27 protein-coding genes and 1 tRNA gene are annotated in these 24,591 nt (G+C 67.5%); 13 read left to right on the top strand and 15 right to left on the bottom strand.

What is annotated here, in order from left to right; all coding sequences use genetic code 11:
• Window positions 1–44: 44 nt before the first annotated feature.
• Window positions 45–782, top strand: a complete 738-nt coding sequence (locus tag HMPREF1224_RS29560; RefSeq protein WP_010793676.1) for an SDR family NAD(P)-dependent oxidoreductase — start codon at window positions 45–47, stop codon at window positions 780–782.
• 56 nt (window positions 783–838) lie between these two features.
• Here HMPREF1224_RS29560 and HMPREF1224_RS29565 read toward each other — a convergent pair.
• The 8 genes from HMPREF1224_RS29565 to HMPREF1224_RS29600 all read right to left on the bottom strand — a co-directional run bounded on the left by HMPREF1224_RS29565 (window position 839) and on the right by HMPREF1224_RS29600 (window position 7,638).
• Window positions 839–914 (bottom strand) — tRNA-Phe (locus HMPREF1224_RS29565).
• 113 nt (window positions 915–1,027) lie between these two features.
• On the bottom strand, window positions 1,028–2,110 hold the full coding sequence (locus HMPREF1224_RS29570; RefSeq protein WP_003123651.1) for an oxidoreductase: 1,083 nt from the start codon (window positions 2,108–2,110) through the stop codon (window positions 1,028–1,030).
• A 27-nt stretch (window positions 2,111–2,137) separates the two neighbouring features.
• The gene (locus tag HMPREF1224_RS29575) at window positions 2,138–2,410 is read right to left on the bottom strand and encodes an oxidative damage protection protein (RefSeq protein WP_003096100.1); all 273 of its coding nucleotides are present in this window, start codon (window positions 2,408–2,410) and stop codon (window positions 2,138–2,140) included.
• Window positions 2,411–2,453: 43 nt separating this feature from the next.
• Window positions 2,454–3,521, bottom strand: a complete 1,068-nt coding sequence (gene mutY, locus HMPREF1224_RS29580) for an A/G-specific adenine glycosylase (RefSeq protein WP_003096098.1) — start codon at window positions 3,519–3,521, stop codon at window positions 2,454–2,456.
• A complete protein-coding gene (locus tag HMPREF1224_RS29585) occupies window positions 3,518–5,770 on the bottom strand; it encodes an AsmA family protein (protein ID WP_010793677.1) in 2,253 nt (750 codons plus the stop codon). Before HMPREF1224_RS29585 ends, mutY begins: the two co-directional genes overlap by 4 nt.
• 93 nt (window positions 5,771–5,863) lie before the next feature.
• Window positions 5,864–6,970: an NAD(P)/FAD-dependent oxidoreductase gene (locus HMPREF1224_RS29590; protein WP_003112621.1), complete on the bottom strand. Its 1,107-nt coding sequence runs from the start codon at window positions 6,968–6,970 to the stop codon at window positions 5,864–5,866.
• Window positions 6,967–7,203: a hypothetical protein gene (locus HMPREF1224_RS29595; protein ID WP_003112622.1), complete on the bottom strand. Its 237-nt coding sequence runs from the start codon at window positions 7,201–7,203 to the stop codon at window positions 6,967–6,969. Before HMPREF1224_RS29595 ends, HMPREF1224_RS29590 begins: the two co-directional genes overlap by 4 nt.
• 36 nt (window positions 7,204–7,239) lie before the next feature.
• Window positions 7,240–7,638, bottom strand: a complete 399-nt coding sequence (locus tag HMPREF1224_RS29600; protein WP_003112623.1) for an acetyl-CoA sensor PanZ family protein — start codon at window positions 7,636–7,638, stop codon at window positions 7,240–7,242.
• 160 nt (window positions 7,639–7,798) lie between these two features.
• Here HMPREF1224_RS29600 and hisB point away from each other — a divergent pair, with 160 nt between their 5' ends.
• The 8 genes from hisB (at window position 7,799) to HMPREF1224_RS29640 (ending at window position 13,527) form a co-directional block, all read left to right on the top strand.
• Complete coding sequence (gene hisB / locus HMPREF1224_RS29605; RefSeq protein ID WP_003096088.1) at window positions 7,799–8,392, top strand: imidazoleglycerol-phosphate dehydratase HisB; 594 nt, start codon at window positions 7,799–7,801, stop codon at window positions 8,390–8,392.
• Window positions 8,392–9,030 (top strand): imidazole glycerol phosphate synthase subunit HisH, encoded by a 639-nt coding sequence (hisH, locus tag HMPREF1224_RS29610; protein WP_003096087.1) that lies wholly within the window; start codon window positions 8,392–8,394, stop codon window positions 9,028–9,030. The genes hisB and hisH overlap by 1 nt, the downstream gene beginning before the upstream one ends.
• A 3-nt stretch (window positions 9,031–9,033) precedes the next feature.
• The gene (locus HMPREF1224_RS29615; protein WP_003112624.1) at window positions 9,034–9,294 is read left to right on the top strand and encodes a DUF2164 domain-containing protein; all 261 of its coding nucleotides are present in this window, start codon (window positions 9,034–9,036) and stop codon (window positions 9,292–9,294) included.
• 48 nt (window positions 9,295–9,342) lie between these two features.
• Window positions 9,343–10,080, top strand: coding sequence for a 1-(5-phosphoribosyl)-5-[(5-phosphoribosylamino)methylideneamino]imidazole-4-carboxamide isomerase (hisA, locus tag HMPREF1224_RS29620; protein WP_003106336.1), 738 nt, complete (start codon window positions 9,343–9,345; stop codon window positions 10,078–10,080).
• A gap of 10 nt (window positions 10,081–10,090) precedes the next feature.
• Window positions 10,091–10,861: an imidazole glycerol phosphate synthase subunit HisF gene (gene hisF, locus HMPREF1224_RS29625; protein ID WP_003106334.1), complete on the top strand. Its 771-nt coding sequence runs from the start codon at window positions 10,091–10,093 to the stop codon at window positions 10,859–10,861.
• A gap of 171 nt (window positions 10,862–11,032) precedes the next feature.
• Window positions 11,033–11,779 (top strand): substrate-binding periplasmic protein, encoded by a 747-nt coding sequence (locus HMPREF1224_RS29630; protein ID WP_003457672.1) that lies wholly within the window; start codon window positions 11,033–11,035, stop codon window positions 11,777–11,779.
• A gap of 90 nt (window positions 11,780–11,869) precedes the next feature.
• The gene (locus HMPREF1224_RS29635) at window positions 11,870–12,622 is read left to right on the top strand and encodes a substrate-binding periplasmic protein (protein ID WP_003106330.1); all 753 of its coding nucleotides are present in this window, start codon (window positions 11,870–11,872) and stop codon (window positions 12,620–12,622) included.
• Window positions 12,623–12,771: 149 nt separating this feature from the next.
• Complete coding sequence (locus tag HMPREF1224_RS29640) at window positions 12,772–13,527, top strand: substrate-binding periplasmic protein (RefSeq protein ID WP_003096075.1); 756 nt, start codon at window positions 12,772–12,774, stop codon at window positions 13,525–13,527.
• Window positions 13,528–13,563: 36 nt separating this feature from the next.
• Here the strand turns inward: HMPREF1224_RS29640 and HMPREF1224_RS29645 are convergent, their stop codons facing one another.
• The 6 genes from HMPREF1224_RS29645 to gpmM all read right to left on the bottom strand — a co-directional run bounded on the left by HMPREF1224_RS29645 (window position 13,564) and on the right by gpmM (window position 21,341).
• Window positions 13,564–15,045 carry a hypothetical protein gene (locus HMPREF1224_RS29645; protein ID WP_010793678.1) on the bottom strand — a complete coding sequence of 494 codons (1,482 nt, stop codon included), beginning with the start codon at window positions 15,043–15,045 and terminating at the stop codon, window positions 13,564–13,566.
• A gap of 68 nt (window positions 15,046–15,113) precedes the next feature.
• The gene (locus HMPREF1224_RS29650) at window positions 15,114–15,887 is read right to left on the bottom strand and encodes a divergent polysaccharide deacetylase family protein (RefSeq protein ID WP_003118013.1); all 774 of its coding nucleotides are present in this window, start codon (window positions 15,885–15,887) and stop codon (window positions 15,114–15,116) included.
• The gene (gene cptA, locus HMPREF1224_RS29655; protein WP_003096067.1) at window positions 15,887–17,197 is read right to left on the bottom strand and encodes a proteolytic complex protein CptA; all 1,311 of its coding nucleotides are present in this window, start codon (window positions 17,195–17,197) and stop codon (window positions 15,887–15,889) included. Before cptA ends, HMPREF1224_RS29650 begins: the two co-directional genes overlap by 1 nt.
• Window positions 17,198–17,225: 28 nt before the next feature.
• Window positions 17,226–18,512, bottom strand: coding sequence for a murein hydrolase activator EnvC family protein (locus HMPREF1224_RS29660; RefSeq protein ID WP_003123645.1), 1,287 nt, complete (start codon window positions 18,510–18,512; stop codon window positions 17,226–17,228).
• 149 nt (window positions 18,513–18,661) lie between these two features.
• Complete coding sequence (locus tag HMPREF1224_RS29665; RefSeq protein ID WP_003457664.1) at window positions 18,662–19,480, bottom strand: CPBP family intramembrane glutamic endopeptidase; 819 nt, start codon at window positions 19,478–19,480, stop codon at window positions 18,662–18,664.
• A 313-nt stretch (window positions 19,481–19,793) separates the two neighbouring features.
• The gene (gpmM, locus tag HMPREF1224_RS29670) at window positions 19,794–21,341 is read right to left on the bottom strand and encodes a 2,3-bisphosphoglycerate-independent phosphoglycerate mutase (protein ID WP_010793679.1); all 1,548 of its coding nucleotides are present in this window, start codon (window positions 21,339–21,341) and stop codon (window positions 19,794–19,796) included.
• 324 nt (window positions 21,342–21,665) lie between these two features.
• Here gpmM and HMPREF1224_RS29675 point away from each other — a divergent pair, with 324 nt between their 5' ends.
• The 3 genes from HMPREF1224_RS29675 to secB are packed head-to-tail and all read left to right on the top strand — an operon-like array spanning window position 21,666 to window position 22,869.
• Window positions 21,666–22,085: a rhodanese-like domain-containing protein gene (locus HMPREF1224_RS29675; RefSeq protein ID WP_003096058.1), complete on the top strand. Its 420-nt coding sequence runs from the start codon at window positions 21,666–21,668 to the stop codon at window positions 22,083–22,085.
• A gap of 1 nt (window position 22,086) precedes the next feature.
• Window positions 22,087–22,341: a glutaredoxin 3 gene (gene grxC, locus HMPREF1224_RS29680; RefSeq protein ID WP_003096057.1), complete on the top strand. Its 255-nt coding sequence runs from the start codon at window positions 22,087–22,089 to the stop codon at window positions 22,339–22,341.
• A 36-nt stretch (window positions 22,342–22,377) separates the two neighbouring features.
• Window positions 22,378–22,869, top strand: a complete 492-nt coding sequence (gene secB / locus HMPREF1224_RS29685) for a protein-export chaperone SecB (RefSeq protein WP_003096050.1) — start codon at window positions 22,378–22,380, stop codon at window positions 22,867–22,869.
• A gap of 58 nt (window positions 22,870–22,927) precedes the next feature.
• On the opposite strand, the gene trmL is transcribed toward secB, so the two are convergent.
• A complete protein-coding gene (trmL, locus tag HMPREF1224_RS29690) occupies window positions 22,928–23,389 on the bottom strand; it encodes a tRNA (uridine(34)/cytosine(34)/5-carboxymethylaminomethyluridine(34)-2'-O)-methyltransferase TrmL (RefSeq protein WP_003162967.1) in 462 nt (153 codons plus the stop codon).
• On the opposite strand from trmL, the gene HMPREF1224_RS0112280 reads away from it, so the two are divergent.
• Window positions 23,388–23,855 (top strand): hypothetical protein, encoded by a 468-nt coding sequence (locus HMPREF1224_RS0112280; protein WP_019396203.1) that lies wholly within the window; start codon window positions 23,388–23,390, stop codon window positions 23,853–23,855. The two genes, trmL and HMPREF1224_RS0112280, sit on opposite strands and share 2 nt — an antisense overlap.
• Window positions 23,856–24,591 lie beyond the last annotated feature (736 nt).

Raw genomic sequence — 24,591 nt, forward strand, 5'->3', positions numbered from 1 at the left:
CTGTGCGAGTCGCGTTCATTCCAGCAGGCCTTCACGGAGGGCGTATGGCGGAGAGAAAGACCCTGTTGCTGACCGGGGCGAGCCGCGGTATCGGGCATGCCACGGTGAAGTACTTCAATGCCGCGGGTTGGCGGGTGTTCACCGCGTCGCGGCAGAGCTGGGCCAGCGAATGTCCCTGGGCGGACGGCGAGGAAAACCACATCCATCTGGACCTGGAGGACATTCCCGGCGTCGAGGCCAGCCTGGAACTGATCCGCGAGAAGCTCGGCGACGGTCGGCTCCACGCACTGGTGGACAATGCCGGCATCTCGCCCAAGGGCGAAGACGGCGCGCGCCTCGGTGTGCTGGAAACCGACTACGCCACCTGGCTGCGGGTGTTCAACGTCAACCTGTTCTCCACCGCGCTGCTGGCGCGCGGCCTGTTCGCCGAGCTGAAGGCGGCGCAGGGAACGGTGATAAACGTGACCTCCATCGCCGGCTCGAAGGTGCATCCGTTCGCCGGGGTGGCCTACGCCACTTCCAAGGCGGCGTTGTCCGCGCTGACCCGCGAGATGGCCCACGACTTCGGCCCGCATGGGGTGCGGGTGAACGCCATCGCGCCGGGGGAGATCGACACCTCGATCCTGTCGCCGGGCACCGAGGAGATCGTCGAGCGCAGCATCCCGCTGCACCGCCTCGGCCGGCCGGAGGAGATCGCTTCGCTGATCTACTTCCTCTGCACCAGCGGCGCATCCTACGTGAATGGCGCGGAAATCCACGTCAACGGCGGGCAGCACGTCTAGGCGAACGGCGGAAAGCAAAAAGGCCCACCCGGAGGTGAGCCTTTTCGTCGTATTCATGGTGCCCAGGGACGGAATCGAACCGCCGACACGGGGATTTTCAATCCCCTGCTCTACCAACTGAGCTACCTGGGCAACGGGGCGCAATTAAACGGGTTTAGCGCGGCAGTGTCAACACCGGCGAAGAAATTTTTTTTGTTTTTTAACGCCTTACGATCCCCTCGCGGTTTCCGCCGGACTGCCGGGCCTCAGTTCCAGGCCTGGCGTTCCTCGTCGCGCAGCTCCACCGGCAGGCTCCGGCCTTCCTCGGCGGAGCGTCGTGCCAACTCCAGCAGGGCCATCAGCGCGCAGGCCTGTTGCGCCGACACCGGGTTGCGCGACTGGCCGCGGATGGCGGCGGCCAGCGCCTGGTAGTAGCGGCTCTGGTCGCCCGCCGGGGTGACCAGCGACTGGCGCAGGCCCTGGCCATCGATGTGCTGCAGCAGGTCGGGATCGCGGCCCCAGCCGGCGGAACCGGGGTGCAGTCCCTGGAGCAGTTGCGCTTCCTGGATGTCGGCGCCGGCCTTTAGCAGGCTGCCGTGGTCGCCGTGCACATTGAAGCGTGGCGCCGGATTGGCGGCGAGCATGCTGGCGCGCAGCGCTACCTGGCAGTGCGGATAATCGAGCAGGACCTCGAACCAGTCGTCGGTCTGCGCACCCTCGCGCAGCCGGCGCAGGTGTCCGTGCACACGCTGCGGTACGCCGAACAGGCACAGTGCCTGGTCGAGCAGGTGCGGGCCGAGGTCGAACCACAGCCCGGAGCCGGGCAGGTCGTGTTCGCGCCAGCGGTCGCGGACCTGCGGACGGAAGCGCTCGATGGCCGACTCGAAGTAGCGCACCGGGCCGATGCTGCCGGCCTGCAGGGCGGCCTCCACGGCGAGGAAGTCGCTGTCGAAGCGCCGGTTCTGGAACACCGAGAGGACCTGCCCAGGCCGTTCACGGGCGAGGTCGGCGAGGCGCCGGGCTTCGGCCAGGGTGACGGTGAACGGCTTGTCCACCACCACGTGCTTGCCGGCGCGCAAGGCCCGTTCGGCGAGGCTGGCGTGGGTGGCATTGGGCGAGGCGATGACCACCAGGTCGATGTCGGCGGCCTCGATGGCCTCATCCGGATCGGCGCTGACCCGGGCTTCGGGCAGGTCGGCGTGCACCCGCCCAGGGTCGCGGGAGACCACGTGCTCCAGGCACAACGCCGGTACCGCGCGGATCAGCGGGGCGTGGAAGGTCTTGCCGGCGAAGCCGTAGCCGATCAGCGCGGTGCGGATCGGAGGCAGGCCAGAGAGGGATGGGGTCATGGCGGCCTCCGTCGGGCGGGGTGGGGGTCAGGCGGATGGCGGCACGTAGCCGTCGGCCTTGGCGTAGTCCTCGCCGGAGAGGAACTTGTCCATCTCCTGCTGGAGGAACTTGCGGTCCTCGGCGTTCATCATGTTCAGGCGACGCTCGTTGATCAGCATGGTCTGGTGCTTCTGCCACTCGTCCCAGGCCTTGCGCGACACGTTGTTGTAGATGTCCTCGCCCTTCGCGCCAGGATACGGCGGGCGGTCGAGGCCGGGCAGCTCTTCGTGGTACTTGCGGCACATCACGGTGCGGCTCATGGTCGTTCTCCTGCAGTTGCCGCCGGGCCCGCGGGCCCGGCATTCACGCGGTCGTGCCGCGTCCGAGTTCCTGTTCTGCGCGCTTGAGCAGCTTCTTCACCGGAGCGGCGAGGCCCAGGCGCGGCGGGGTGGCGAGGTTATACCAGAGCCAGTCGCCCTCGGCCACGGCGCGCGGAGCGCCTTCCACCGCCACCAGCCAGGGCTCGATGGCGAGCTGGAAATGACTGAAGGTATGGGTCAGGCCGCTCAGTTCGCGGCGCTCGCCGAGGGCCAGGGAATGGCGCGCGGCGAGCGGTTCGAGGCCGTCGAGGTCGTCCAGTTCGGGGAGGCTCCAGAGCCCGCCCCAGAGTCCGCTGGAAGGCCGCCGGTAGAGCAGTATGGCGCCGTCGCGGTTGGCCAGGATCGGCATCAGCGTGCGCTTCTGCGGCAACGCCTTGCGCGGCTTGGGCTGCGGATAATCGGCTTCGCGGCCGAGCAGGTGCGCGCGGCAGCCCGAGACCAGCGGGCAAAGCAGGCAACTGGGCTTGCTGCGCGTGCAGAGGGTGGCGCCGAGGTCCATCATCGCCTGGGTGTAGTGGTTGACCCGTGCGTGCGGGGTGAAGCGTTCGGCGGCTTCCCACAGCGCCCTGGCCACCTTCGGTTCGCCGGGATAGCCGTCCTGCGCCAGGTAGCGCGCCAGTACGCGCTTGACGTTGCCGTCGAGGATCGGTGCGCGCAGGCCCATCGACAGGCTGGCGATGGCTCCAGCGGTGGAGCGGCCGATGCCGGGCAGTTCGGCGAGTTGCTCGACGTCGCGGGGGAACTCCCCCGCATGCCGCTCGACCACGATCTGCGCGGTCTTGTGCAGGTTGCGCGCACGGCTGTAGTAGCCGAGCCCGGTCCACAGGTGCAGGACTTCGTCCTCGGCCGCCGCGGCCAGTGCCTCGACGTCGGGCAACGCTGCCATGAAACGGTCGAAGTAACCGAGCACGGTGCTGACCTGGGTCTGCTGCAGCATGATTTCCGAGACCCACACCCGGTAGGGGGTGATGCCCTGCTGCCAGGGCAGATCCTTGCGACCGTGACGGTCGTACCAGTCGAGGACCGCGCCGTTGAAGCCTTCAGGTGTCATTTGCGGTTGAACAGCCCTTTGAGTGCGTCTTTCAGCTCCGGACTGACCTTGTCGCCGAGCTTCTCTTCGAGTTTTTCGTTGAGGCGATTGCCGGCCAGTTTCGCGGCGACCTTGCCCAGGCCTTCCTTGTCCAGGCGGCAGGCCTTGGCGCCGAGTTCCAGCGGGCCGCGGCAGAGCAGCGGCCATTCGATGCCGGCGTAGCGCTGGTTGACCTGGCAGGCCGGGTCCGGCATGTCGCTCTTGTCGCCCTGGATCTCCACGCCGATGCGATAGTCCATGCCCAGCACGCGCAGGTCGATATCGCCGTGGCCGCTGACCGCCAGGCCGGGAATGGCCACTTTCAGGTCAGGGTTGCTGGCCACGCCGTTGGTGAAGTTCAGGCTGCCCTTGAGCTCGCGGAAAGGCGTGTCCTTGCCGCCGTGAGTACCGGCAAGGGCCTTGCGGTTGAGGGTAGCGATGCCCTGGCAGAGCTGTTGCTCCAGGTTGGCGTCGGGCAGCACGCCGTTGATCAGGCTGAAGCGTGCGTTGCCGTTGAGATGGTCGATCCAGGATTTCTCGCTGTTGCCGCTGGTGCGGATGTCGGCGTCGAGGTCGAGCAACCCCTTCACCGGCGGTTTCTTGCCCTGGGCTTCGAGCAGGCGCTCCACCGGCACGTTGGCGATGTGCTTGGTGGCGGTCAGCACGGCGCTGTCCTGGCGTACATCGAGGTTGGCCTTGGCGTTGAAGCGGCCGTTGTACAGCCCGCCGCGCATGTCGTCGAGGCTGATCACGCCGCCCTGGCCGCGCAGCTTCAGGCTGGCGTCGTCGATCGGCAGCTTCTCGACGGTCAGCCGGCCGAAGTTCAGCGCCACGTCCAGGTCGAGCTTGCGCAGGGTCGCGATGGGCAGCAGCGGCGCGTCGCTCCAGGCCTGCCTGGTCGGTTTTTCCGGTAGCGGCGTGTTGCCCTGGGCGGCACTGGCCACGGTGGCGTCGACTTCCGCCTTGCGCGTGGCGCTGGCGGCATCCTGGGCTTGCTTGGCCTTGGCCGGCAGGTAGCGGTCGAGGTCGAGCTTGTCGCCCTTGAGCTGGGCGCGCAGCGATTGCCTGGCGAAATCGGCGATGCCGAAGCGGCCGCTGAAGGCGGTGTCGTCCAGACCCAGCTTGAGGTCTTCGAGATTCAGGCTGTTGCGGCTGCCGGCCAGGCGGGTGTTCAGCTCGAACTTGCCGAGGGTGTTGGCATCGGCCATGGCCGGCAGGGTCACACCGATGCCGGCGAGGAACTCGCGCAGGTTCATCGGCGCGATCGACAGGCCGCCGCTGAACTTGGTGTCCTTGTCCAGCTCGCGGGCCTTCAGTTCGCCGAGGGCGCGCAACTGGTTGACGCTCAGCTTCAGGCCGTTCCACTCGGCGATCTGCGCCGACTGGTCGAGCAGCAACTGGCCCTGGGCGGAGAAGGTGGCGGTCTTGCCTTGCAGCGGCTCGCCCGAGGCTTCGCCGGAGAGCCTGGCGTCTTCCAGTTGGTAGCGCCTGAGCGCGGTGTCGAAGCGCAGGTTGCCGGTCAGCTCGGTCTTGACCCGTACCACCGGCTGGTTGGTGCCGAGGTAGGCGTTGAGCTTCAGCGGAATGCTGCTGCCTTCGCGAATGGCGCCGGTGCTCAGCTCGATGCCCTCGACGTTGTACTGCTTGCCGCTGGCTTCGTCGGTGTAGGTGACGCGGGCGTTGTTGACATTGAGGCTGTCGATGTCGAGCTTGATCGGGGTGCGCGGGCTGTCGTTCTGCGGCGCCTGCTCCGGTGCCTGCGCCTGGGCGCCCTTGCCGTCCGCTGCCGGCGGGGTCTCGGAAGGAGCGGCCGGGGCCTGGGGCTGGGCCGGCTTGCCGATGTTTTCCCAGTTGCCCTTGCCCTGCTTGTCGCGGACCAGGTCCAGGCTCAGGCCTTCGACGCGGATCGCGCTCATCTGCACGTCCTTGCGCAGCAGCGGCAGGACCCGCACCGACAGGCCGAGCATCTGCAAGTCGGCGAACGGCTTGGTCGGCGTGGCGGCGCTGGCGATGCTGGTGTCGTGCAGCTCCAGGCCCAGCCAGGGGAACAGGCTCCAGCCGATGTCGCCCTTCAGGTCCAGCTCCAGGTTGGCCTTGTCGCGGGCGATCTGGCGGATTTCGTCCTTGTAGTCATTGGGATCGAACAGGTGGGTCAGGGCGAAGCCCAGGGCCACGACGAGCAGTAAGAGTCCCAGGAAGAACAGCCCCAGGACCTTGCCGAATGCTTTCATGGACGAATCCTTTGTACTGGCAGCGGTGAATGTGCGGGCGAGTATAACAACGCCGTTTTGCCAGGCCGACCCTGCGCGCGGCGAAACCTCGTCTCAGAGTGCGCGAGCGACCCGTTCGGCGAGCGCCAGGCTGGCGGTGAGGCCGGGCGACTCGATGCCGAACAGGTTGACCAGGCCGGGCAGGCCGTGTTCGGCAGGGGTTTGGATGATGAAGTCGGCGGCGGGTTCCCCCGGCCCGCCGAGCTTGGGCCGGATGCCGGCGTAGCCGGCGGCCAGGCGCCGAGGATCGATGCCGGGGAAGTAGCGCGAGATGACCTGGGCGAAGGCGGGGCGGAGGGATTCGTCGACGCGGTAGTCGAGGTTGTCCACGTAATTCACGTCGGGACCGAAGCGCAACTGGCCGCCGAGGTCGAGGGTGGCGTGGATGCCGAGCCCGGCGGTGCGCGCCTCGGGCATCGGGTAGACCAGGTGGCGGAACGGCGAGCGGCCGCTGTAGGAGAAATAGCGCCCCTGGCACAGGTGCAGCGCCGGCACCAGGCGCGGATCGAGGCCTTCGGTGCGTTGCGCCAGCGCCTGGGCGAACAGGCCGCCGGCATTGACCACCCAGCCCGCGCGCAACCGGAACGCTTCGCCGACGCTCTGTCCTTCGGCGCGCCAGCCGCCGGCGTGGCGCTCCAGGCGGTCGACCCGGGTGTCCAGCGCCAGTTGTGCGCCGTGGCGTTCGGCGACGGCCTGCAGCGATTGCAGGTAGGCGTGGCTGTCGATGATTCCCGTGCTCGGCGAGAGCAGGGCGGCGACCCCGCGGACCTGGGGCTCCAGCGCGCGCAGCGTGGTGCCGTCCAGCGGCATCAGGTCGTCGACCCCGCAGGCGCGTGCGTTGGCCGCCAGGGCCTGGAGCCTCTCGCGCTCGTTTTCCTCCACCGCCACCAGCAGCTTGCCGATGCGCCGGTGGCCGACGCCGTGGCGGGCGCACCAGGCGTACAGGCGTTCGCGGCCTTCCAGGCAGAGATCGGCCTTGAGCGAGCCGGGCGGGTAGTAGAGGCCGGCGTGGATCACTTCGGAATTGCGACTGGAGGTGTGGCTACCGACCAGCCGTTCGCGCTCCGCCACCAGTACGCCGTGGCCGGCTTCGGCCAGGCGCGCGGCGCAGGCCAGGCCGAGGGCGCCGGCGCCGACTACCAGTACGTCGACGTCGTTCATGCGTCGCTGGCTGCGCGCTGCAGCACGGCGACGATCGCTGCCCGCGCCTGCGGGCTGTTCTTCCAGCAACTGGAGCCGGTCAGGGCCGCGCCCTGGGCGAGGATACTCGCGGCGTCGCAGTCGCGCAGCCGGACGAAGCTGTCCAGGCCCATCTGCTCCAGGCGTTGCAGCACGGTCGGGCCGACCCCCTTGAGGGCAAGCAGGGCGGCGCGTTCGGCGGAGGAAAAGGACATGGCGAAGCTCCGTGGCGGGGACCGCCACCGAGCATATCAGAGGCTGTCCAGCGGCAGCCCGTGGCGTGCCGCGAGGGCACGGGCCTCCAGGTGCCCGTCCGGGGCGACCAGGCGCAGCGGCTTGCCGGCTTCGGCAGCCAGGCGCCGGGCCTCGTCGAGGAGGCGTCGGCCGACCCCGCGGCCGCGGGTGATGCCGCGCACGCAAAGGTGCGACAGCTGCCAGGCGTCGTCGCCGCGCCGCAGCAGGGCGGCACCCAGCAGGCGGTCGTTGAAGCGCCCGGCGATCAGCTCGCCGGCGGCCAGCCCGGCCGCGACCAGCGCCGCGCCGTCGGCATGCGGGGCGAACAGCCAGTCCGGCGCGTCGGCGTAGATCTTCGCCAGGTCCAGGCGATCCTGGGCGCTGGGTTGGGCGAGGGTTTCGACGATCACGGGCATGCGGCTCTCCGCGGCGGGAAGAAAGGAGCGCAGTGTAAGGCCTGGCCCGCCGCCCGTGGGGCGATTCGCGCCGACGGTCGCGGCTGGCAGCGCCAGCCCGGGCCTGCCTATAATGCTGGCCCTCTTATAATTACGTGCAGTGTTAGCTGTGGAGCTGGTGATGGCCGAACGCAAGGCATCCGTCGCGCGCGACACCCTGGAGACCCAGATCAAGGTCTCCATCGACCTGGATGGGACCGGCAAGGCCCGGTTCGATACCGGGGTTCCCTTCCTTGACCACATGATGGACCAGATCGCCCGCCACGGCCTGATCGACCTGGACATCGAGTGCAAGGGCGACCTGCATATCGACGATCACCACACCGTCGAGGACATCGGCATCACCCTCGGCCAGGCCTTCGCCAAGGCCATCGGCGACAAGAAGGGCATCCGCCGCTACGGCCACGCCTACGTGCCCCTCGACGAGGCGCTGTCGCGGGTGGTCATCGACTTCTCCGGGCGGCCCGGCCTGCAGATGCACGTTCCCTTTACCCGTGCCAGCGTCGGCGGCTTCGACGTCGACCTGTTCATGGAATTCTTCCAGGGCTTCGTCAACCACGCCCAGGTGACCCTGCACATCGACAACCTGCGCGGGCACAACACCCACCACCAGATCGAGACCGTGTTCAAGGCCTTCGGCCGCGCGCTGCGCATGGCCATCGAGCTGGACGAGCGGATGGCCGGGCAGATGCCGTCGACCAAAGGGTGCCTGTGATGCAGACGGTAGCCGTGATCGACTACGGCATGGGCAACCTGCACTCGGTGGCCAAGGCCCTTGAGCACGTCGGTGCCGGCCGGGTGCTGGTTAGCAGCGACGCGGCGGTGATCCGCGAGGCCGACCGGGTGGTGTTCCCCGGGGTTGGCGCGATCCGCGACTGCATGGCCGAGATCCGCCGCCTGGGCTTCGACGCCCTGGTCCGCGAGGTCAGCCAGGACCGCCCGTTCCTCGGCATCTGCGTCGGCATGCAGGCATTGCTGGAGCGCAGCGAGGAGAACGACGGGGTCGACTGCATCGGTCTGTTCCCCGGCCAGGTGCGCTTCTTCGGCAAGGACCTGCACGAAGCCGGCGAGCACCTGAAGGTGCCGCACATGGGCTGGAACCAGGTGAGCCAGGCGGTGGAGCACCCGTTGTGGCACGAGATTCCCGACCAGGCGCGCTTCTACTTCGTGCACAGCTATTACATCGAGGCCGGTAACCCGCGCCAGGTGGTGGGGCACGGGCACTACGGCGTCGATTTCGCCGCCGCGCTGGCCGAAGGCTCGCGTTTCGCCGTGCAGTTCCACCCGGAAAAGAGCCATACCCACGGCCTGCAACTGCTGCAGAACTTCGTGGCCTGGGACGGGCGCTGGTAGGTCATGGCCAGGGCGAAGAGCAATACGCCGATCCTCCAGCTGGACGCCGCGCAGACTCAGGACGCGGTACTGGCGATCAAGCGCTTCATGGAGGACCGCTTCGAACTGGAGCTGGGTTCCTTCGAAGCCGAGGAACTGCTCGATTTCTTCGCCCGCGAGTTCGCCCCGTACTTCTACAACAAGGCCATCCTCGACGTGCAGTCGTACCTGAAGGAACGGTTCGAAAGCATCGAGAGCGATGTCTGGGCGCTGGAAAAGAGTTGAGTTTCCGCGCGCCTGTCCACCGAATACAGACTTGAACAGGGTTCACCGATGCTGATCATTCCCGCGATCGACTTGAAAGACGGCGCCTGCGTGCGTCTGCGCCAGGGCCTGATGGAAGACGCCACGGTCTTCTCCGACGATCCGGTGGCGATGGCCGCCAAATGGGTCGATGGCGGTTGCCGCCGCCTGCACCTGGTGGACCTGAACGGCGCTTTCGAAGGCAAGCCGGTCAACGGCGAGGTGGTCACCGCCATCGCCCGTCGCTACCCGGACCTGCCGATCCAGATCGGCGGCGGCATCCGCTCGCTGGAAACCATCGAGCATTACGTTCGCGCCGGCGTCAGCTACGTCATCATCGGCACCAAGGCGGTCAAGCAGCCTGAGTTCGTCGGCGAGGCCTGCCGCGCCTTCCCGGGCAAGGTCATCGTCGGCCTGGATGCCAAGGACGGTTTCGTCGCCACCGACGGCTGGGCCGAGGTCAGCGAAGTCCAGGTGATCGACCTGGCTCGTCGCTTCGAGGCCGACGGGGTGTCCGCCATCGTCTACACGGATATTTCCAAGGACGGCATGATGCAGGGCTGCAACGTCGAGGCTACCGCCGCGCTGGCCAATGCCACGCGGATCCCGGTGATCGCCTCCGGCGGCATCCACAATCTCGGCGACATCCAGAAGCTGCTGGACGCCCGCACCCCGGGGATCATCGGCGCCATCACCGGCCGGGCGATCTACGAAGGCACCCTGGACGTGGCCGAAGCCCAGGCGCTGTGCGACAACTTCAAGGCCTGAGGCGAACCGCATGGCACTGGCAAAACGCATCATCCCCTGCCTCGACGTGGACAACGGCCGAGTGGTCAAGGGCGTCAAGTTCGAGAACATCCGCGACGCCGGCGACCCGGTCGAGATCGCTCGCCGCTACGACGAGCAGGGTGCCGACGAGATCACCTTCCTCGATATCACCGCCAGCGTCGACGGGCGCGACACCACCCTGCATACCGTCGAGCGCATGGCTAGCCAGGTGTTCATTCCGCTGACCGTGGGCGGCGGCGTACGCAGCGTGCAGGACATCCGCAACCTGTTGAATGCCGGCGCGGACAAGGTCTCGATCAACACCGCCGCGGTGTTCAACCCCGAGTTCGTCGGTGAGGCCGCCGACCGCTTCGGCTCGCAGTGCATCGTGGTCGCCATCGACGCGAAGAAGGTTTCCGCCCCGGGCGAGGCGCCGCGCTGGGAAATCTTCACCCATGGCGGGCGCAAGCCCACCGGGCTGGATGCCGTGCTCTGGGCGAAGAAGATGGAAGACCTGGGCGCTGGCGAGATTCTCCTGACCAGCATGGACCAGGACGGCGTGAAGAGCGGTTACGACCTGGGCGTGACCCGCGCCATCAGCGAGGCGGTGAACGTGCCGGTGATCGCTTCCGGCGGCGTCGGCAACCTGGAGCACCTGGCCGCCGGCATCCTCGAGGGCAAGGCCGACGCGGTGCTCGCGGCGAGCATCTTCCACTTCGGCGAGTACACCGTGCCGGAAGCCAAGGCCTACCTGGCCAGCCGCGGTATCGTGGTGCGCTGAGGCGCGTTGCGCCGCAGCGCACAGGGCCGGTGATCGGCTAGCCATTCCTGAGCGCGAGTCGACACTCGCGCGGCTTTCTTTCAGGTACAGTCACGCCCCCCGCATCAGGTGCCGCTAGAGCGCCGATGCCCTGCCATAACGACAAACATTGCGACCGACAGGGAGTCCTCCATGTCCATCTTCCGTCTGGCTCTCGGCTGCGTCGGCAGCCTGGCCCTGCTATGCGCTAGCGCCCTGGCGCGCGCCGAAACCCTGGTCCTGCTGACCGAGAACCTGGTGCCGTTCAACATGGCGGTGAACGGCGGCAACTACGCCAAGGACGATGGCATCAGCGGCATCAGCACCGATACCGTGCGCGCCGCCTGCGAGCGCGCGCAGATCGAGTGCCAGCTGATCCTGCGCTTCCCCTGGGACCGGGTCTACCAGCAGGCGCTGAGCGAGCCCGGCTATGGCGTGTTTTCCACCGCCCGTACGCCGGAGCGCGAGGACAAGTTCAAGTGGGTCGGCCCGCTGGCGGTCAACGACTGGGTACTGATGGCCCGCGGCGACAGCAGCATCCACCTGAACAGCCTGGAAGACGCCGCGCGCTACCGGATCGGCGGCTACAAGAACGACGCCATCAGTCAGCACCTGGTCGACCGCGGCCTGCAGGTGCAACTGGCGCTGCGCGACAACGAGAACGTCGACAAGCTGGCCAGTGGGCAGATCGATCTCTGGGTCACCGCCGATCCGAGCGGGCGCTACGTCGCCCAGCGCGAGGGCCTCAAGGAGGTGAAGGTGGTCCAGCGTTTCCATACCGCCGAGCTGTTCCTGGCGCTGAACAAGGACACCCCGGACGAGCTGGTGCAGAAGTTGCAAGCGGCGGTCGACGCGCTGCGCAGCGAAGGCTTGTTGAAGCAGATCCGCGAGCGCTACTGACGCCTCGCCGGCGATGCTGGCAAAAGGCTGGCCTGGCGGCGCGGCGCTGGTTATTCTGCCTCGCTCCAGGCCCCTGACAGGATGACAACAATGCAAAGAAGCCTGCTCTTCGCGCTGCTCGCAACCCTGCTGCTGGTCGGCGGCGCGCGCGCCGAAACCGATCCCGACTACAGCATGGTCCTGCTCACGGAGAACTTCCCGCCGTACAACATGGCGATCAACGGCAAGAACTTCGCCCAGGAAGACAACATCGACGGCATCGCCGTGGATATCGTCCGCGAGATGTTCAAGCGCGCCGGCATCAAGTACAGCCTGACCCTGCGTTTCCCCTGGGACCGCATCTACAAGCTGGCGCTGGAGAAGCCCGGCTACGGGGTGTTCGTCACCGCCCGCCTGGCCGAGCGCGAGGACAAGTTCAAGTGGGTCGGTCCGATCGGCCCGGACGACTGGGTGCTGCTGGCCAAGGGCGACAGCCCGATCACCCTGGGCAGCCTGGACGAGGCGAAGAAATACCGGATCGGCGCCTACAAGGGCGATGCCATCGCCGAGTTCCTCGGCAAGAACGGTTTCGAGGCCGACCTGGCGCTACGCGACCAGGAAAACGCGCAGAAGCTGGTCAAGGGCCAGATCGACCTCTGGGCCAGCGGCGATCCCGCCGGGCGCTACCTGGCCAAGCAGGAAGGCGTGACCGGCCTGAAGACGGTGCTGCGCTTCAACAGCGACCAGCTGTACCTGGCGCTCAACCGCGAGACTCCCGACGAAGTGGTGCAGAAGCTCCAGGCAGCCCTGGACGGCATGCGCAAGGAAGGCTTCGTCGAGGACATCCTCAACAGCTATCTCTGATTCGCTCCGTCCGGCCAACAGGGGGCCGGGCGGGGAAACGCCTTTGCCGGCCCCGCCGGCAATGCCATGGAAGGCCGACGAGCCAGGTATTTCGTCCTGACGCAGGGATGCCGCTAGCCAATAACGATAACCAAGCGAGCGGTGTGACCATGCTGAAAGTCCTGATCCAGACCCTGATCCTGGGGGTGTTGCTGGGGGCCTCCGCGGCCCGTGCCGAATTGCCCGCCGACTACAAGGTGGTGCTGCTGACCGAGAACTTCCCGCCCTTCAACATGGCGGTGGACGACAAGAACTTCGCCCGCGACGATGGCATCGACGGCATCAGTGCCGACATCGTCCGGGAGATGTTCAGGCGCGCCGGCATCGGCTATTCCCTGAGCCTGCGCTTCCCCTGGGACCGCCTGTACCGGTTGACCCTGGACAAGCCCGGCTACGGGCTGTTCTCCATGACCTACACCCCCGAGCGGGTGCCGCAGTTCAAATGGGTCGGCCCGCTGGCCGACACCAGTTGGGTGTTGCTGGCGCCGGCCGGCAGCAAGATCGCCGTGAAGAATCTCAAGGACGCCGCCCGCTACAAGCTCGGCGCCTACAAGAACGACGCGGTCAGCCAGCACCTGGAGGCCCAGGGCATCCCGGTGATCAACGCCCTGCGCGACCAGGAAAACGTGAAGAAGCTTACCGGCGGGCAGATCGACCTGTGGGCCACCACCGATCCGGTCGGCCGCTACCTGGCCAAGCAGGAAGGCGTGTCCGGCCTGCAGACGGTGCTGCGTTTCAACGAGGCCAAGCTCTACCTGGCGTTGAACAAGGACACTCCGGACGAGGTGGTGGAGCGCCTGCAAAAGGCCCTGGAGCAGATGCGCCAGGAAGGCTTCGTCGACGAAGCCGTCGCCAACTACCTCTGACTGGCGGGCGCCCCTCCGCCGGCGCGGCGAGGGGGCTCAGTTCAGGTCGTAGGCCTGGACGCCGAGGTCGCGGCTGTCGTACCAGTTGCCGCGGGCCCAGAACACCCGGTCGTGCGCCTCGTCGAAGCCGAGCACGCCGAGGTAGCCGGCGATGTCCAGGCGGCGCCAGGATGAACCCCAGTCGTCCGAGTAGTACACCGCGTTGGCAGAGACGCTCGCCGGCTCCTCGTCGGGATACAGCCACAGCGGCACTTCGTAGTGGCTCATGGTGTTGGCCAGCAGCACATTCCTGCCCATGTAGAACTCGCGCAGCCCGGAACTGGACGGCAGGGGCCAGAACGGGCTGGGCAGCTTGCCGGTGATCTTCCATTCGAGCGCGTCGCGATCGAGCTCGGCGATCAGCGAGCGCGATTCGTCCGGGTGGTCGAGCACTGCGATCACCCGACCGTCCATGTTCTGTTCCAGGCGCTCGACGGCCACGCCGTCGGTGCGCCGGATCGCGCCCATCTGCCAGCGTCCGCCCTCGCGGCGCAGTTCGGCCTGGGTGGTGACCAATATCGAGCTGGTCAGGTAGCGCCCCTCGGGTGGGCCATAGCGGAAGGTCTGGCTTACCCAGATCGCGGCGCGCTCCGCGTCCAGTTGGGCGACGTGTGCCTTGATCTGCCCGTGCTTGCCGTTGTAGTCGCCCCAGTTGACGCCGTTCGGCGCCAACTCGCGGGCGTAGGCGAGGTCGACCAGCAGCGGCGCGGAGGTGGCGATCGACTCGACACTGGCGCCGCGGTCGGGCGAATAGAACAGCCCGCTCGGCTGGCCGGGTTCCCGGCCGCCATCGGCACCGCCGTATTCGAAATCACCCCAGACCCAGACTTCATCCTTGCCGTGGAAGCGCGGTGCGAGAGCCCAGCCCAGTCGATTCGCCTCGGCCATGAAGCCTTCCTCGAGCCGCCGCCAGCTCTTGCCCTGGTCGTCGCTGCGCAGCACCACTGTCTGCTCGCGCTGACCGTTGTCCTTGCCCGGGCGCCGCAGGCCGGTGAGCAGGAAGACGCTGGAACCGTCCGGCGTGACTTCCAGGCAGGCGGTCTCGCCGAGCCGCGCCACTTCGTGGAACACGCCGTCCGCGCCCAGGCGCGAGACATAGGTGGTTTCCGGATCGCCGCCGGATAGCAGCATGCCGTTGAGGAAGTTGAAGAGGTGGGGTTCGGACTCTTCTTCCCTGGGCTGGGCGGCCGCCACCAGGTCCAGGTCGATGACGCCCTCGGGCAGAGCCTGCTCGTCGCGGCCGACCTCGCGCCGGCCTACCAGCCAGGTGCCGGCGGGCGTCGCCCGCACGCCGGTGCAGAATTGCTCCATGGCGCGCTGGTCGATGTTCTCGACCTTGCCGACGGTGCTCTCGCCGGGGCTGGCGCCGCCTATCTCGAACTTGGCGCTGGTGAGGATCCAGATGAAACCGAGGGGAATCGCGCCTGCGACCAGCAGGGCGGCGGCGAGCAGGGGCATGGGAGGGGAAGGGCGGGCCATCGGTGCGTCCGTGCAGGAATGACGAGGACGTCACCTTAACCGCTGCCGCGACGCCGGTAAACCCGGCTTCAGTGCGGCGCCTGGCGTGGGTTGACGTTGCGGTTGCCGCGCTCGCCGATGAGCATCTGCGGCGGTACCAGCTCGATGCCCTGGGCGCGCAGCTTCGGCAGCTCCCGCGCCAGCACGTCGAGGGTGGCCTTGTGCGGGTGGCCGATGAGCAACGCCGAACCCTGCTTGCGGGCCAGGGCGACGCCGGCCTGCAGTTGTGCGGAGACCGCTTCCGGTGTGGCTTCGTTGTCGAGGAACACATCGCGCGAGACGCTCGCCAGGCCGATCCGCTGCGCCTCGCTGGCGGCCACGGTGGCGGCGCTGGTGCGGCTGTCGACCAGGTACAGGCCGCGACGCTGGAGTTCCTCGGCGAGCCAGGCCATCGCCGGGCGCACCGCGGTCATGCGGCTGCCCTCGTGGTTGTTCAGGCCTTGCACGAACGGCACCTTGGCCAGCGCCGCGTCCAGCCGCCGCGCACGCTCTTCCTGGGTCAGCTCCGGCCGCCAGGCGTAGGGACCGCCGGCCGGGTCCATCGGCATGTGCAGGATCACCGTGCGCCCGCGCTGGTGCGCCTCGCGGGCCAGTTCGGCGGCATGCGGGGTTTCCGGGATGATCGCCAGGGTTACGCCGGGGGGCAGGTCGAGGACCCGGCGGTCGCGCGCCAGGTTCTGCCCGAGGTCATCGATGACCACGGTCAGCAGCGGCGGGCGCTGGTAGGGGGCGGGGTCCTGGCGGGCCTGGGCCTGGTTGAACAGCAGGCACAGGCCCAGCAGGGCAACGCGAAACGCCGACATCAGTTGCCGCGGGTGACGCTCAGGCCTTTCAGCAGGCTAAGGGCCTGGCTGAGCTGGTAGTCGGAATCCTGCGGGCGCTCGCTCGGCGCGGCACGCTTGCCGGTGGGGCGGTCGGCACCGCCGTTGCCGTTGGCCAGGTGGCCCTGCAGGTCGGCTTCCTTGAAGCCCTCGAAGCTGCTCCGCTCCTGGGTCACCTTGGCGCGTCCGACTTCGATGTCCGGAACGATCCCCTGGGCCTGGATGGAGCGCCCGTTGGGGGTGTAGTAGAGCGCGGTGGTGAGCTTCAGGGCGCGGTCGTTGTTCAGCGGCAGCACGGTCTGCACCGAGCCCTTGCCGAAGCTGTCGGTGCCCATCAGGATCGCGCGCTTCTGGTCCTGCAGGGCACCGGCGACGATTTCCGCCGCCGAGGCGCTGCCACCGTTGATCAGCACCACCAGCGGAACCTTGTCGCTGGGATCGGCCGGGTCGGCGCTGAAGCGCAGCTCGGAGTTGGCGATGCGGCCCTTGGTGTAGACGATCAGGCCCTTGGTGAGGAAGGCGTCGGCTACCTCGACGGCGGACTGCAGCACGCCGCCGGGGTTGTTGCGCAGGTCCAGGACCAGGCCCTTGAGACGGCCCTTGTTGTCCTTGCGCAGCTGGTTCAGCGCCTTGACCACTTCCTCGCCGGTGTTGACCTGGAACTGGGTGATGCGCAGGTAGGCGTAGCCGGGTTCGAGGACCTGGCTCTTGACACTCTTGACCTTGATGATGGCGCGCTTGAGTTCGACGTCGAACGGTCTGCCGCCATCGCGGACGATGGTCAGGGTGATCGGGGAGCCGGCCTTGCCGCGCATGCTGTCGACCGCTTCGGTCATCGACTGGCCCTTGGTCGGCTTGCCGTCGATCTGCACGATCAGGTCGCCGGGCTGGATGCCGGCGCGGGCCGCGGGGGTGTCGTCGATCGGCGAGACCACCTTGATGAAGCCGTCTTCGCTGCCGACCTCGATGCCCAGGCCGCCGAACTCGCCGCTGGTGCTTTCCTGCAGCTCGGCGAAGTCCTCCGGGCCGAGGTAGGCGGAGTGCGGGTCGAGGTTGCTGAGCATGCCCTTGATGGCGTTCTCCAGCAGGGTCTTGTCGTCCACTGGCTCGACATAGGCGGCCTTCACCCGGTCGAGAACCTCGGCGAAGGTACGCAGCTCGTCGAGGGGCAGCGGGGCACTGCTACCGTTGGCCAGTGGCGCGGCGTCGGCCGGGGCGTCGGCAGCCTGGGCCGCGCCCGCGCCGAGCAGCAGGGCCAGCGCCAGGGTGGTGGGACGGAAGCAATGCAGCATGTTCAGCTCCTAATCACGAGTTCGGCGCCTATCCCTGTGCGCGGCACCAGGTAGTAGGGTCCGCCGGGCGGCCCTGATGGCGAATGGCGAAGTACACGGCCGGGCTACTCTGGCCGCCGCTGGTTCCAACGGTGGCGATCGGGTCTCCGGCCTTCACGGTGTCGCCGGCGTCTTTCAGCAGGCTTTGATTATGGCCATAAAGGCTGAGGTAGCCGCCACCGTGGTCGAGGATGACCAACAGGCCGGCTCCGCGCAACCAGTCGGCGAATACCACGCGTCCGCCGTGCACCGCGCGGACGGTGCTGCCGGCGCTCGCCGAAATCAGTACGCCGTCCCATTTCGCCCGCGGATCGTCGCCGCGCTGGCTGCCGAAGCGCGCCACGACGCGGCCATTCACCGGCCACGGCAGCTTGCCGCGGGCCGAGCCGAACGCGCCGCCGTAGACCGCGCCAGTGCTTGAGACCAGCGGGCCCGGCGCAGGTTCGCGCGGCGGGCTGGTGACTCGTCCGGGGGCGGCCTGCTGCTGGCGCGCACGCTCGCGTTCGGCGGCCAGCGCGCGCTGGCGCTCGCGCTCCGCCGCGGCGGCGGCTTCGCGGGCCTGGCGGGCCAGGGTTTCCTCGATGGTCCGCAGTACCTTGGCCAGCTCGGCCTGGTCCTGTTGGCGGGACTTGAGCTTCTGGTCGCGTTCGCGGTAGTCGCTGTTCAGCTTGGCCAGGGCTTGCTGGCGCTCCTTGCGGGTCGCTGCCAGCGCCTCGCGGCGGCTGTCCAGCTCGCCTTGCTTGCTCAGTTGTTCGGCTTTCTGCGCAGAGATGTCCTGCTCGACGTTGGCCAGCTGGCGGAGGGTTTCGTTGAAGCTGGCGAGCTGTTCGAGACGGGCTTTGTTGATGTAGTCGTAGTAGGTGAGGGTGCGGCTGAATTTTTCCGGGTGTTCCTGGTTCAGCAGCAGCTTCAGGTATTCCTCGCGTCCACTCTGGTAGGCCGCGCGGGCCTGGATGGCGAGGAGGCGCTGCTGCTCAATGCGCGCGTCCTGGAGTTTTTTTTTCTCCCCATCCAGCCGTTTCAGCTCGGCTTCGCTCTTGTCCAGCTCGTCCTGCAGGGCCTTGATCTGTTTTTCCAGGTCGCCCATCTCGGTCTCGGTGGACTTCAGCTGCTTCTGCACGCCGCTCTTTTCCTGCTGGATGCCGTCCAGCAGCTTCTTCAGCTCGCCGATGTCCTTCTGCGTCTGTTCCAGCTGGCGTTGGGTGTCGGCGCGCTCGTCGGCGAAGGCCGGAGCGAGACAGGCGAGGGATAGCAGGAGAGGAAGGAGGCGGAGCATGGGGTGGCGGGCACCTGGGAATTGGACCGGCCTAGTATGCCCGTGGCCGCCGTTAAAAAAAACGCCCCGCACCGCGCGCTGTGGGGCGCTTCCACGTATTTCAGCCGGATGGCAGCGGCGGATGTCGTCGACGACGAAGGCCACGGGCATCAGGCGGGTCTGTAGAGCGGGTAGGTGAACAGCAGCAGATGCGTCAGGTTCAGCCCGAAGTGGAACAGCGTCGCCACCCACAGGCGGCCGCTCCACAGCCAGGCCAACCCGTAGATCAGCCCGGCGAGGCCGGCGAACAGCATCAGCAGCGGGCCGCCGGCGAAGTGCGCCAGGCCGAACAGCGCCGAGGCCAGTGCCAGGGCGGGCCAGGGGCCCAGCCATTGGCCCAGGCGTTGCTGCAGGTAGCCGCGGAACAGCGCTTCCTCGGCAAGGGAAACGAAGAACAGGTTGGCCAGGACGAACTGCCAGAGCCAGGCCGGCGCGTGGAGTTCCGGCCGCAGCAGGCCGACGCCGACAGCCAGCAGAAGCAGCGCCGGCACCGCCGCCGCGAGCAGCAGCCAGTACCAGGGGCGGCCGGGAGCGCGGGCTTCGTCGCGGAACAGGCTCGGCAGGCAGGCCAGTAGCAGGAACGGCACCAGTGCCTTGTCGAAGTTGAAGTACATGGTGAACGGCAGGCTCTGCGGGCCGACCACCGCCTTGTCCAGGACCCTGGGGTTGGCGAAGCCGGGTAGCAGGTGCAGGAACAGGCCCACCGCGCCGGCGACCAGCAGCAGCTCCAGGCCCAGGGCCCAGGCGCGGCGTGCCGCCAGGCGCCGGCGCAACAGGGCGAGGACGCCCAGTGCAGCCAGGGCGGCGACCGCAGGCGGAGCGAGAACCCCGTCGTAGAAGGCGAGGCAGCAGGTCGCGAGCAGCAAGACGAGGGCCAGCAGGCGCTGGAAGGACAGGGCGAGGAGCGAGGTGGCGAGGAGGAACCACATCGGCGGAAATCCTTGTAGGGCAGATGGAAAAGACAGCGCGGGCAAGGCTAGCACGGGCCTCGGCGACGTAGCGGGAGGCAGGGGGGGAGACGCGGAAAATGAAAACCGCGGCACACGTCTCGACGCCGCGTGGCCAGGCCTGTCGGCCGATCGGCAGCGTTAAAGCGGGGAAGGTGGCGTCGTGGAAACAGGGCGCGGCGCCCGGCCCGCTACGGCGGATAACGTCGCAGGCGTTATCCGTCGATGGCCTGCAGAAGCGGCGGATAACCGCGACGCGGTTATCCGCCCTGCGCGGGAGTTCGTCGTTCGCGGATCAGCCGAGGGTGACGATGCTGCGACCGGTCATTTCCGCCGGCTGCTCCAGCCCCATGAGGGTCAGCATGGTCGGCGCCACGTCGGCCAGCACGCCGCCTTCGCGGATGCTCAGCTTGCGCTTGCCGACGTAGACGAAGGGCACCGGTTCGCAGGTGTGCGCGGTGTGCGCCTGGCCGGTGGACTCGTCTTCCATCTGCTCGACATTGCCGTGGTCGGCGGTGATCAGGGCTTCGCCGCCGACCTTGTCCAGCGCCTCGACGATACGGCCCATGCAGGTGTCCAGGCACTCCACCGCCTTGACCGCGGCCTCGAACACGCCGGTGTGGCCGACCATGTCGCCGTTGGCGTAGTTGACCACGATCACGTCGTAGCGCTGTTGCTCGATGGCCTCGACGATACGGTCGGTGACTTCCGGCGCGCTCATCTCGGGTTGCAGGTCGTAGGTGGCGACCTTCGGCGAGGGGATCAGGATGCGCTCCTCGCCCTCGTAGGGTTCCTCGCGGCCGCCGGAGAAGAAGAAGGTCACATGGGCGTACTTCTCGGTCTCGGCGATGCGCAGCTGGGTCTTGCCATGCTTGGCCAGGTATTCGCCGAGGACGTTGGTCAGCGGCTCCGGCGGGAAGGCGCAGGGCGCCGGGATGCTCGCCGCGTACTGGGTCAGCATGACGAAACCTGCCAGCTGCGGGGCTCGTTCGCGGGGGAACTCATTGAATGCCGGCTCGACGAAGGCGCGGCTCAGCTCGCGGGCGCGGTCGGCGCGGAAGTTCATGAAGATCACCGCGTCGCCATCCTCGACCCGCACCGCTTCGGCGCCGGCCGGGACCACCGCGGTGGCCTTGACGAATTCGTCGCTCTCGCCGCGGGCGTAGGCGGCCTCGAGGGCTGCCACCGAGGAGTCGGCGGTGAACTCGGCCTTGCCGTCGACAATCAGTTCATAGGCGGCCTGGACGCGGTCCCAGCGGTTGTCGCGGTCCATCGCGAAATAGCGGCCGATGATCGAGGCGATGCGGCCCTTGCCGAGCCCGGCGAAGGTGGCGTCGAGACGCTCCAGCGACGGCTGCGCGCTTTTCGGCGGGGTATCGCGGCCATCCAGGAAGGCATGCAGGTAGATCTTGCCGGCGCCGCGCCTGGCGGCCATCTGCGCCATTGCCACCAGGTGGTCTTCATGGCTGTGTACGCCGCCCGGGGAGAGCAGGCCGAGGATGTGCACCGCCTTGTCGGCGGCGACGGCCTTGTCGACCGCCGCGGCGATCACCGGGTTTTCGAAGAATTCGCCGTCGCGGATGGCCTTGGTGACGCGGGTGAAGTCCTGGTACACCACGCGGCCTGCGCCGAGGTTCATGTGGCCGACCTCGGAATTGCCCATCTGGCCGTCGGGCAGGCCGACGTCCATGCCGGAGCCGGAGATCAGGCCGTGCGGCTGGGTTGCCAGGAGGCGATCCCAGACCGGCTTCTTCGCGGCGTAGATGGCGTTGTAGTCAGGGCTTTCGCTGTGGCCGAAGCCGTCCAGGATGATCAGGACCAGGGGTTTGGGCGTGGCAGTCATATGTCCGGCTCTATTTCCGCGGGGTTCAGAAACTGACCAAATTTAGTGGGAACATTGTCGTTCAAGACGTAGGAAGAGGCTGATTGATTAAACCGATGACGCCGATCCGCAACCGAATGCCGCTATCCTCGCTCCCTCTGTCCCGCCCGAACCGTGCCCGGGCCGGAACTGGCCAGCTTCACAGAAAAGGACCGGCATTCTAACCGTGAAGTTTCCCGCGACGCCATTTCCTGGAGCCGAGCGGGGCGCCGCCCGGCGGGTTCCCCCCTGGCCGGCGCGGTCTGTATACTGGCCGGCATTTTTACGCCCTGGATATCCGTCACCATGCAATTCGTTTCCCGTCTGATCGAGTTCGCCACCAACCACTACCTGCTGGTCGCGGCGCTGCTGGTCCTGCTGGTCCTGCTGTTGCTGCACGAGCTGCGCAAGGGCGGCAAGAGCCTGTCGACCCGCGAGCTGACCGCGCTGGTCAATGCCGACCAGGCGGTGGTCCTGGATATCCGTCCGGCCAAGGAGTTCGCCAGCGGGCACATCGTCGACGCGCTGAACATCCCGGCCGACAAGCTGAACAGCCGCATGACCGAACTGGAAAAGTACAAGGGCAAGACCATCATCCTGGTCGACGCCATGGGCCAGCACTCCGGTACCTGGGGCGGCGTCCTGAAGAAGGCCGGCTTCAACGCCGCCAAGCTGTCCGGCGGGATCGGCAGCTGGCGCGGCGACAACCTGCCGCTGGTGAAGTGACATGCCGCCCGTCGTGATCTACACCACCGCCTGGTGTCCGTACTGCATCCGCGCCAAGCAGTTGCTGCAACGCAAGGGCGTGGACTTCCAGGAGATCGCCTGCGACGGCAAGCCCGAACTGCGCGCCGAGCTGGCACGCAAGGCGGGATCGACCACCGTGCCGCAGATCTGGATCGGCGAGACCCATGTCGGCGGCTGCGACGACCTTCATGCACTGGAGCGCGCCGGCAAGCTGGACGCGCTGCTGTCTGCCTGAAACCATTCATGAATTGACCCAAGGGAAGGCCCGAAAATGACCGAGCAAGCTACCAACGGCGCTGCCGACGAGCAGCAACCCCAGTTCTCCCTGCAGCGCATCTACCTGCGCGACCTGTCGTTCGAGTCGCCGAAGTCACCGGAAATCTTCCGCCAGGAATGGAACCCGTCCATCAGCCTGGACCTGAACACTCGCCAGAAGCAGCTGGACGGCGACTTCTACGAAGTGGTCCTGACCGTATCGGTGACCGTGAAGAACGGCGAGGACACCACTGCCTTCATCGCCGAAGTGCAGCAGGCCGGCATCTTCCTGATCAAGAACCTCGATCCGTCGAGCATGAGCCATACCCTTGGCGCGTTCTGCCCGAACATCCTCTTCCCGTACGCTCGCGAAGCCCTGGACAACCTGGTGGTACGCGGTTCGTTCCCGGCGCTGATGCTGTCGCCGGTGAACTTCGACGCCCTCTACGCCCAGGAAATCGCCCGCATGCAGGCCTCCGGCGAGATCCCGACGCCGTCGGTCCAGTAAGCCCAGCGCTTGCGAAGAAGCCCGCCTTGCGCGGGCTTTTTCATGCCTGTCAGCCGGCTCAGTCCATGGCGAAGCCGAGCTGGCGCCAGGCTTCGTAGACGGTCACCGCCACCGTGTTGGACAGGTTCAGACTACGGCAGCCTTCGCGCATCGGCAGGCGCAGGCGCCGATCGGTTGGCAGGGCGTTGCGCACGTTCTCCGGCAGTCCGCGGCTTTCCGGGCCGAAGAGGAAGGCATCGTCGCGCTGGTAGGCCACTTCGTGGAAGGCCCGCGACCCCTTGGTGGTGAAGGCGAACAGGCGTGGCTGGCCGAGGGCCTCGAGGCAGCTCTGCAGATCCGGGTAGCGGCGTACGCTGGCGTATTCGTGGTAGTCGAGGCCGGCACGGCGCAAGCGCTTGTCGTCCAGTTCGAAACCGAGCGGCTCGATCAGGTGCAGACTGCATCCGGCGTTGGCGCAGAGCCTGATAATGTTGCCGGTATTCGGAGGTATCTCCGGTTGAAACAGGATGACGTGGAACATGCAGGGCTCCGGAGCAGATAACGGGCGGCATTCTACCTCCGCCATCGACGATCTGCGGCGCCAGCGCTGGAAAGTCTGGGGTGCGCTGGTGCTTGCCGGGTTGTTGTTCGGGCTGATGCTCGGCAGGTTGTTCGGTCCCGCTTCGCTGCCGACGTCTGCGCCGCAACTGCTGGCGGTCGGGGAGAGCGAGCAGGGCCTGGTCCTGCGCTTCGATCGCCAGGCTGCGGTTACGGCGGCACGGGTGGAGGGTGCCCTGACGTTGCGCATCGTCGCCCGGGGCGCGGCGCAGCAGGGAGACGGGCGATGGCTGGGCCAGCCGTTGCGCTGGCGCCTCCGCGAGGAGGGAAAGGCGCTGCTGTTGAGCCTGGTCTCGACCCGCCCCTTGCAGGGGCGCTGGCAGTGGTCGGAGGATGGCGAGGGCTGGCGCCTCGTCGTCGAACTGCAGGAGCGCGACGGCCGGGAATAAAAGGGGGAATTCTCAGCCTGCCTGTACCGAGGTCCCCAAACGGGAGGGCGGAGGCGCGGATCGCTGCGCTACCGCCGGGCATAAAAGAGGGGAGTTCTCAGCCTGCCTGTACCGAGGTCCCCGAAACGGGTGTGGCGGTTGCGCGCGGATGCTGCGTCTGCCGCCGGGTGTAAAAGAGGGGATTCCCCAGCCTGCCTGTACCGAGGCCCCCGAAATCTTCGTTATCTGCTCCTATGCAGGGGCTGTGCCAATTCTCATGAGCGCGCTGGCGGCGCGCTCGCTTTCCTGAAGGATTGTGGATAAGTCTGTGGGCGAGCTGGTGATGAATGCCTCTGGAAGCCCGTGGATCAAGGGCTTGGCGGCATCCCAGGGGTTTGTGGGAAGTCGATTGCGGAAAAATGACGGAGCGGGCTTTTCCGCCAGCGATTGATGCCGATTTGTCGCCTGCTGGTGCACGCTGCCCAAAATCCGGGCAAGGGCCGCTGCCCTGCACAGCCGGCGGATAACCGCGATGCGGTTATTCGCCCTACGCCATGGTTTGACCGGTGGTGCCGGGCGGGCGCCCTGCCGAGGCTGGGGCTGTGCTGCGGACGGTAGGGCGAATAACGCCATAGGCGTTATCCGCCGCGGCCCTGCACAATCGGCGGATAACCGCGATGCGGTTATTCGCCCTACGCTACGATTTGACCGGTGGTTCCGGGCGGGCGCCCTGCCGAGGCTGGGGCGGCGTCTCGCT

The organism is Pseudomonas sp. P179 (assembly GCF_000478485.2).
GTDB classification, from domain to species: domain Bacteria; phylum Pseudomonadota; class Gammaproteobacteria; order Pseudomonadales; family Pseudomonadaceae; genus Pseudomonas; species Pseudomonas aeruginosa.

Bases quoted from the DNA above. Each gene is read 5' to 3' on its own strand.
- HMPREF1224_RS29560 (WP_010793676.1), top strand. From the start codon at position 45: ATGGCGGAGAGAAAGACCCTGTTGCTGACCGGGGCGAGCCGCGGTATC.
- HMPREF1224_RS29570 (WP_003123651.1), bottom strand. From the start codon at position 2,110: ATGACCCCATCCCTCTCTGGCCTGCCTCCGATCCGCACCGCGCTGATC.
- HMPREF1224_RS29575 (WP_003096100.1), bottom strand. From the start codon at position 2,410: ATGAGCCGCACCGTGATGTGCCGCAAGTACCACGAAGAGCTGCCCGGC.
- mutY (WP_003096098.1), bottom strand. From the start codon at position 3,521: ATGACACCTGAAGGCTTCAACGGCGCGGTCCTCGACTGGTACGACCGT.
- HMPREF1224_RS29585 (WP_010793677.1), bottom strand. From the start codon at position 5,770: ATGAAAGCATTCGGCAAGGTCCTGGGGCTGTTCTTCCTGGGACTCTTA.
- HMPREF1224_RS29590 (WP_003112621.1), bottom strand. From the start codon at position 6,970: ATGAACGACGTCGACGTACTGGTAGTCGGCGCCGGCGCCCTCGGCCTG.
- HMPREF1224_RS29595 (WP_003112622.1), bottom strand. From the start codon at position 7,203: ATGTCCTTTTCCTCCGCCGAACGCGCCGCCCTGCTTGCCCTCAAGGGG.
- HMPREF1224_RS29600 (WP_003112623.1), bottom strand. From the start codon at position 7,638: ATGCCCGTGATCGTCGAAACCCTCGCCCAACCCAGCGCCCAGGATCGC.
- hisB (WP_003096088.1), top strand. From the start codon at position 7,799: ATGGCCGAACGCAAGGCATCCGTCGCGCGCGACACCCTGGAGACCCAG.
- hisH (WP_003096087.1), top strand. From the start codon at position 8,392: ATGCAGACGGTAGCCGTGATCGACTACGGCATGGGCAACCTGCACTCG.
- HMPREF1224_RS29615 (WP_003112624.1), top strand. From the start codon at position 9,034: ATGGCCAGGGCGAAGAGCAATACGCCGATCCTCCAGCTGGACGCCGCG.
- hisA (WP_003106336.1), top strand. From the start codon at position 9,343: ATGCTGATCATTCCCGCGATCGACTTGAAAGACGGCGCCTGCGTGCGT.
- hisF (WP_003106334.1), top strand. From the start codon at position 10,091: ATGGCACTGGCAAAACGCATCATCCCCTGCCTCGACGTGGACAACGGC.
- HMPREF1224_RS29630 (WP_003457672.1), top strand. From the start codon at position 11,033: ATGTCCATCTTCCGTCTGGCTCTCGGCTGCGTCGGCAGCCTGGCCCTG.
- HMPREF1224_RS29635 (WP_003106330.1), top strand. From the start codon at position 11,870: ATGCAAAGAAGCCTGCTCTTCGCGCTGCTCGCAACCCTGCTGCTGGTC.
- HMPREF1224_RS29640 (WP_003096075.1), top strand. From the start codon at position 12,772: ATGCTGAAAGTCCTGATCCAGACCCTGATCCTGGGGGTGTTGCTGGGG.
- HMPREF1224_RS29645 (WP_010793678.1), bottom strand. From the start codon at position 15,045: ATGGCCCGCCCTTCCCCTCCCATGCCCCTGCTCGCCGCCGCCCTGCTG.
- HMPREF1224_RS29650 (WP_003118013.1), bottom strand. From the start codon at position 15,887: ATGTCGGCGTTTCGCGTTGCCCTGCTGGGCCTGTGCCTGCTGTTCAAC.
- cptA (WP_003096067.1), bottom strand. From the start codon at position 17,197: ATGCTGCATTGCTTCCGTCCCACCACCCTGGCGCTGGCCCTGCTGCTC.
- HMPREF1224_RS29660 (WP_003123645.1), bottom strand. From the start codon at position 18,512: ATGCTCCGCCTCCTTCCTCTCCTGCTATCCCTCGCCTGTCTCGCTCCG.
- HMPREF1224_RS29665 (WP_003457664.1), bottom strand. From the start codon at position 19,480: ATGTGGTTCCTCCTCGCCACCTCGCTCCTCGCCCTGTCCTTCCAGCGC.
- gpmM (WP_010793679.1), bottom strand. From the start codon at position 21,341: ATGACTGCCACGCCCAAACCCCTGGTCCTGATCATCCTGGACGGCTTC.
- HMPREF1224_RS29675 (WP_003096058.1), top strand. From the start codon at position 21,666: ATGCAATTCGTTTCCCGTCTGATCGAGTTCGCCACCAACCACTACCTG.
- grxC (WP_003096057.1), top strand. From the start codon at position 22,087: ATGCCGCCCGTCGTGATCTACACCACCGCCTGGTGTCCGTACTGCATC.
- secB (WP_003096050.1), top strand. From the start codon at position 22,378: ATGACCGAGCAAGCTACCAACGGCGCTGCCGACGAGCAGCAACCCCAG.
- HMPREF1224_RS0112280 (WP_019396203.1), top strand. From the start codon at position 23,388: ATGCAGGGCTCCGGAGCAGATAACGGGCGGCATTCTACCTCCGCCATC.
- trmL (WP_003162967.1), bottom strand. From the start codon at position 23,389: ATGTTCCACGTCATCCTGTTTCAACCGGAGATACCTCCGAATACCGGC.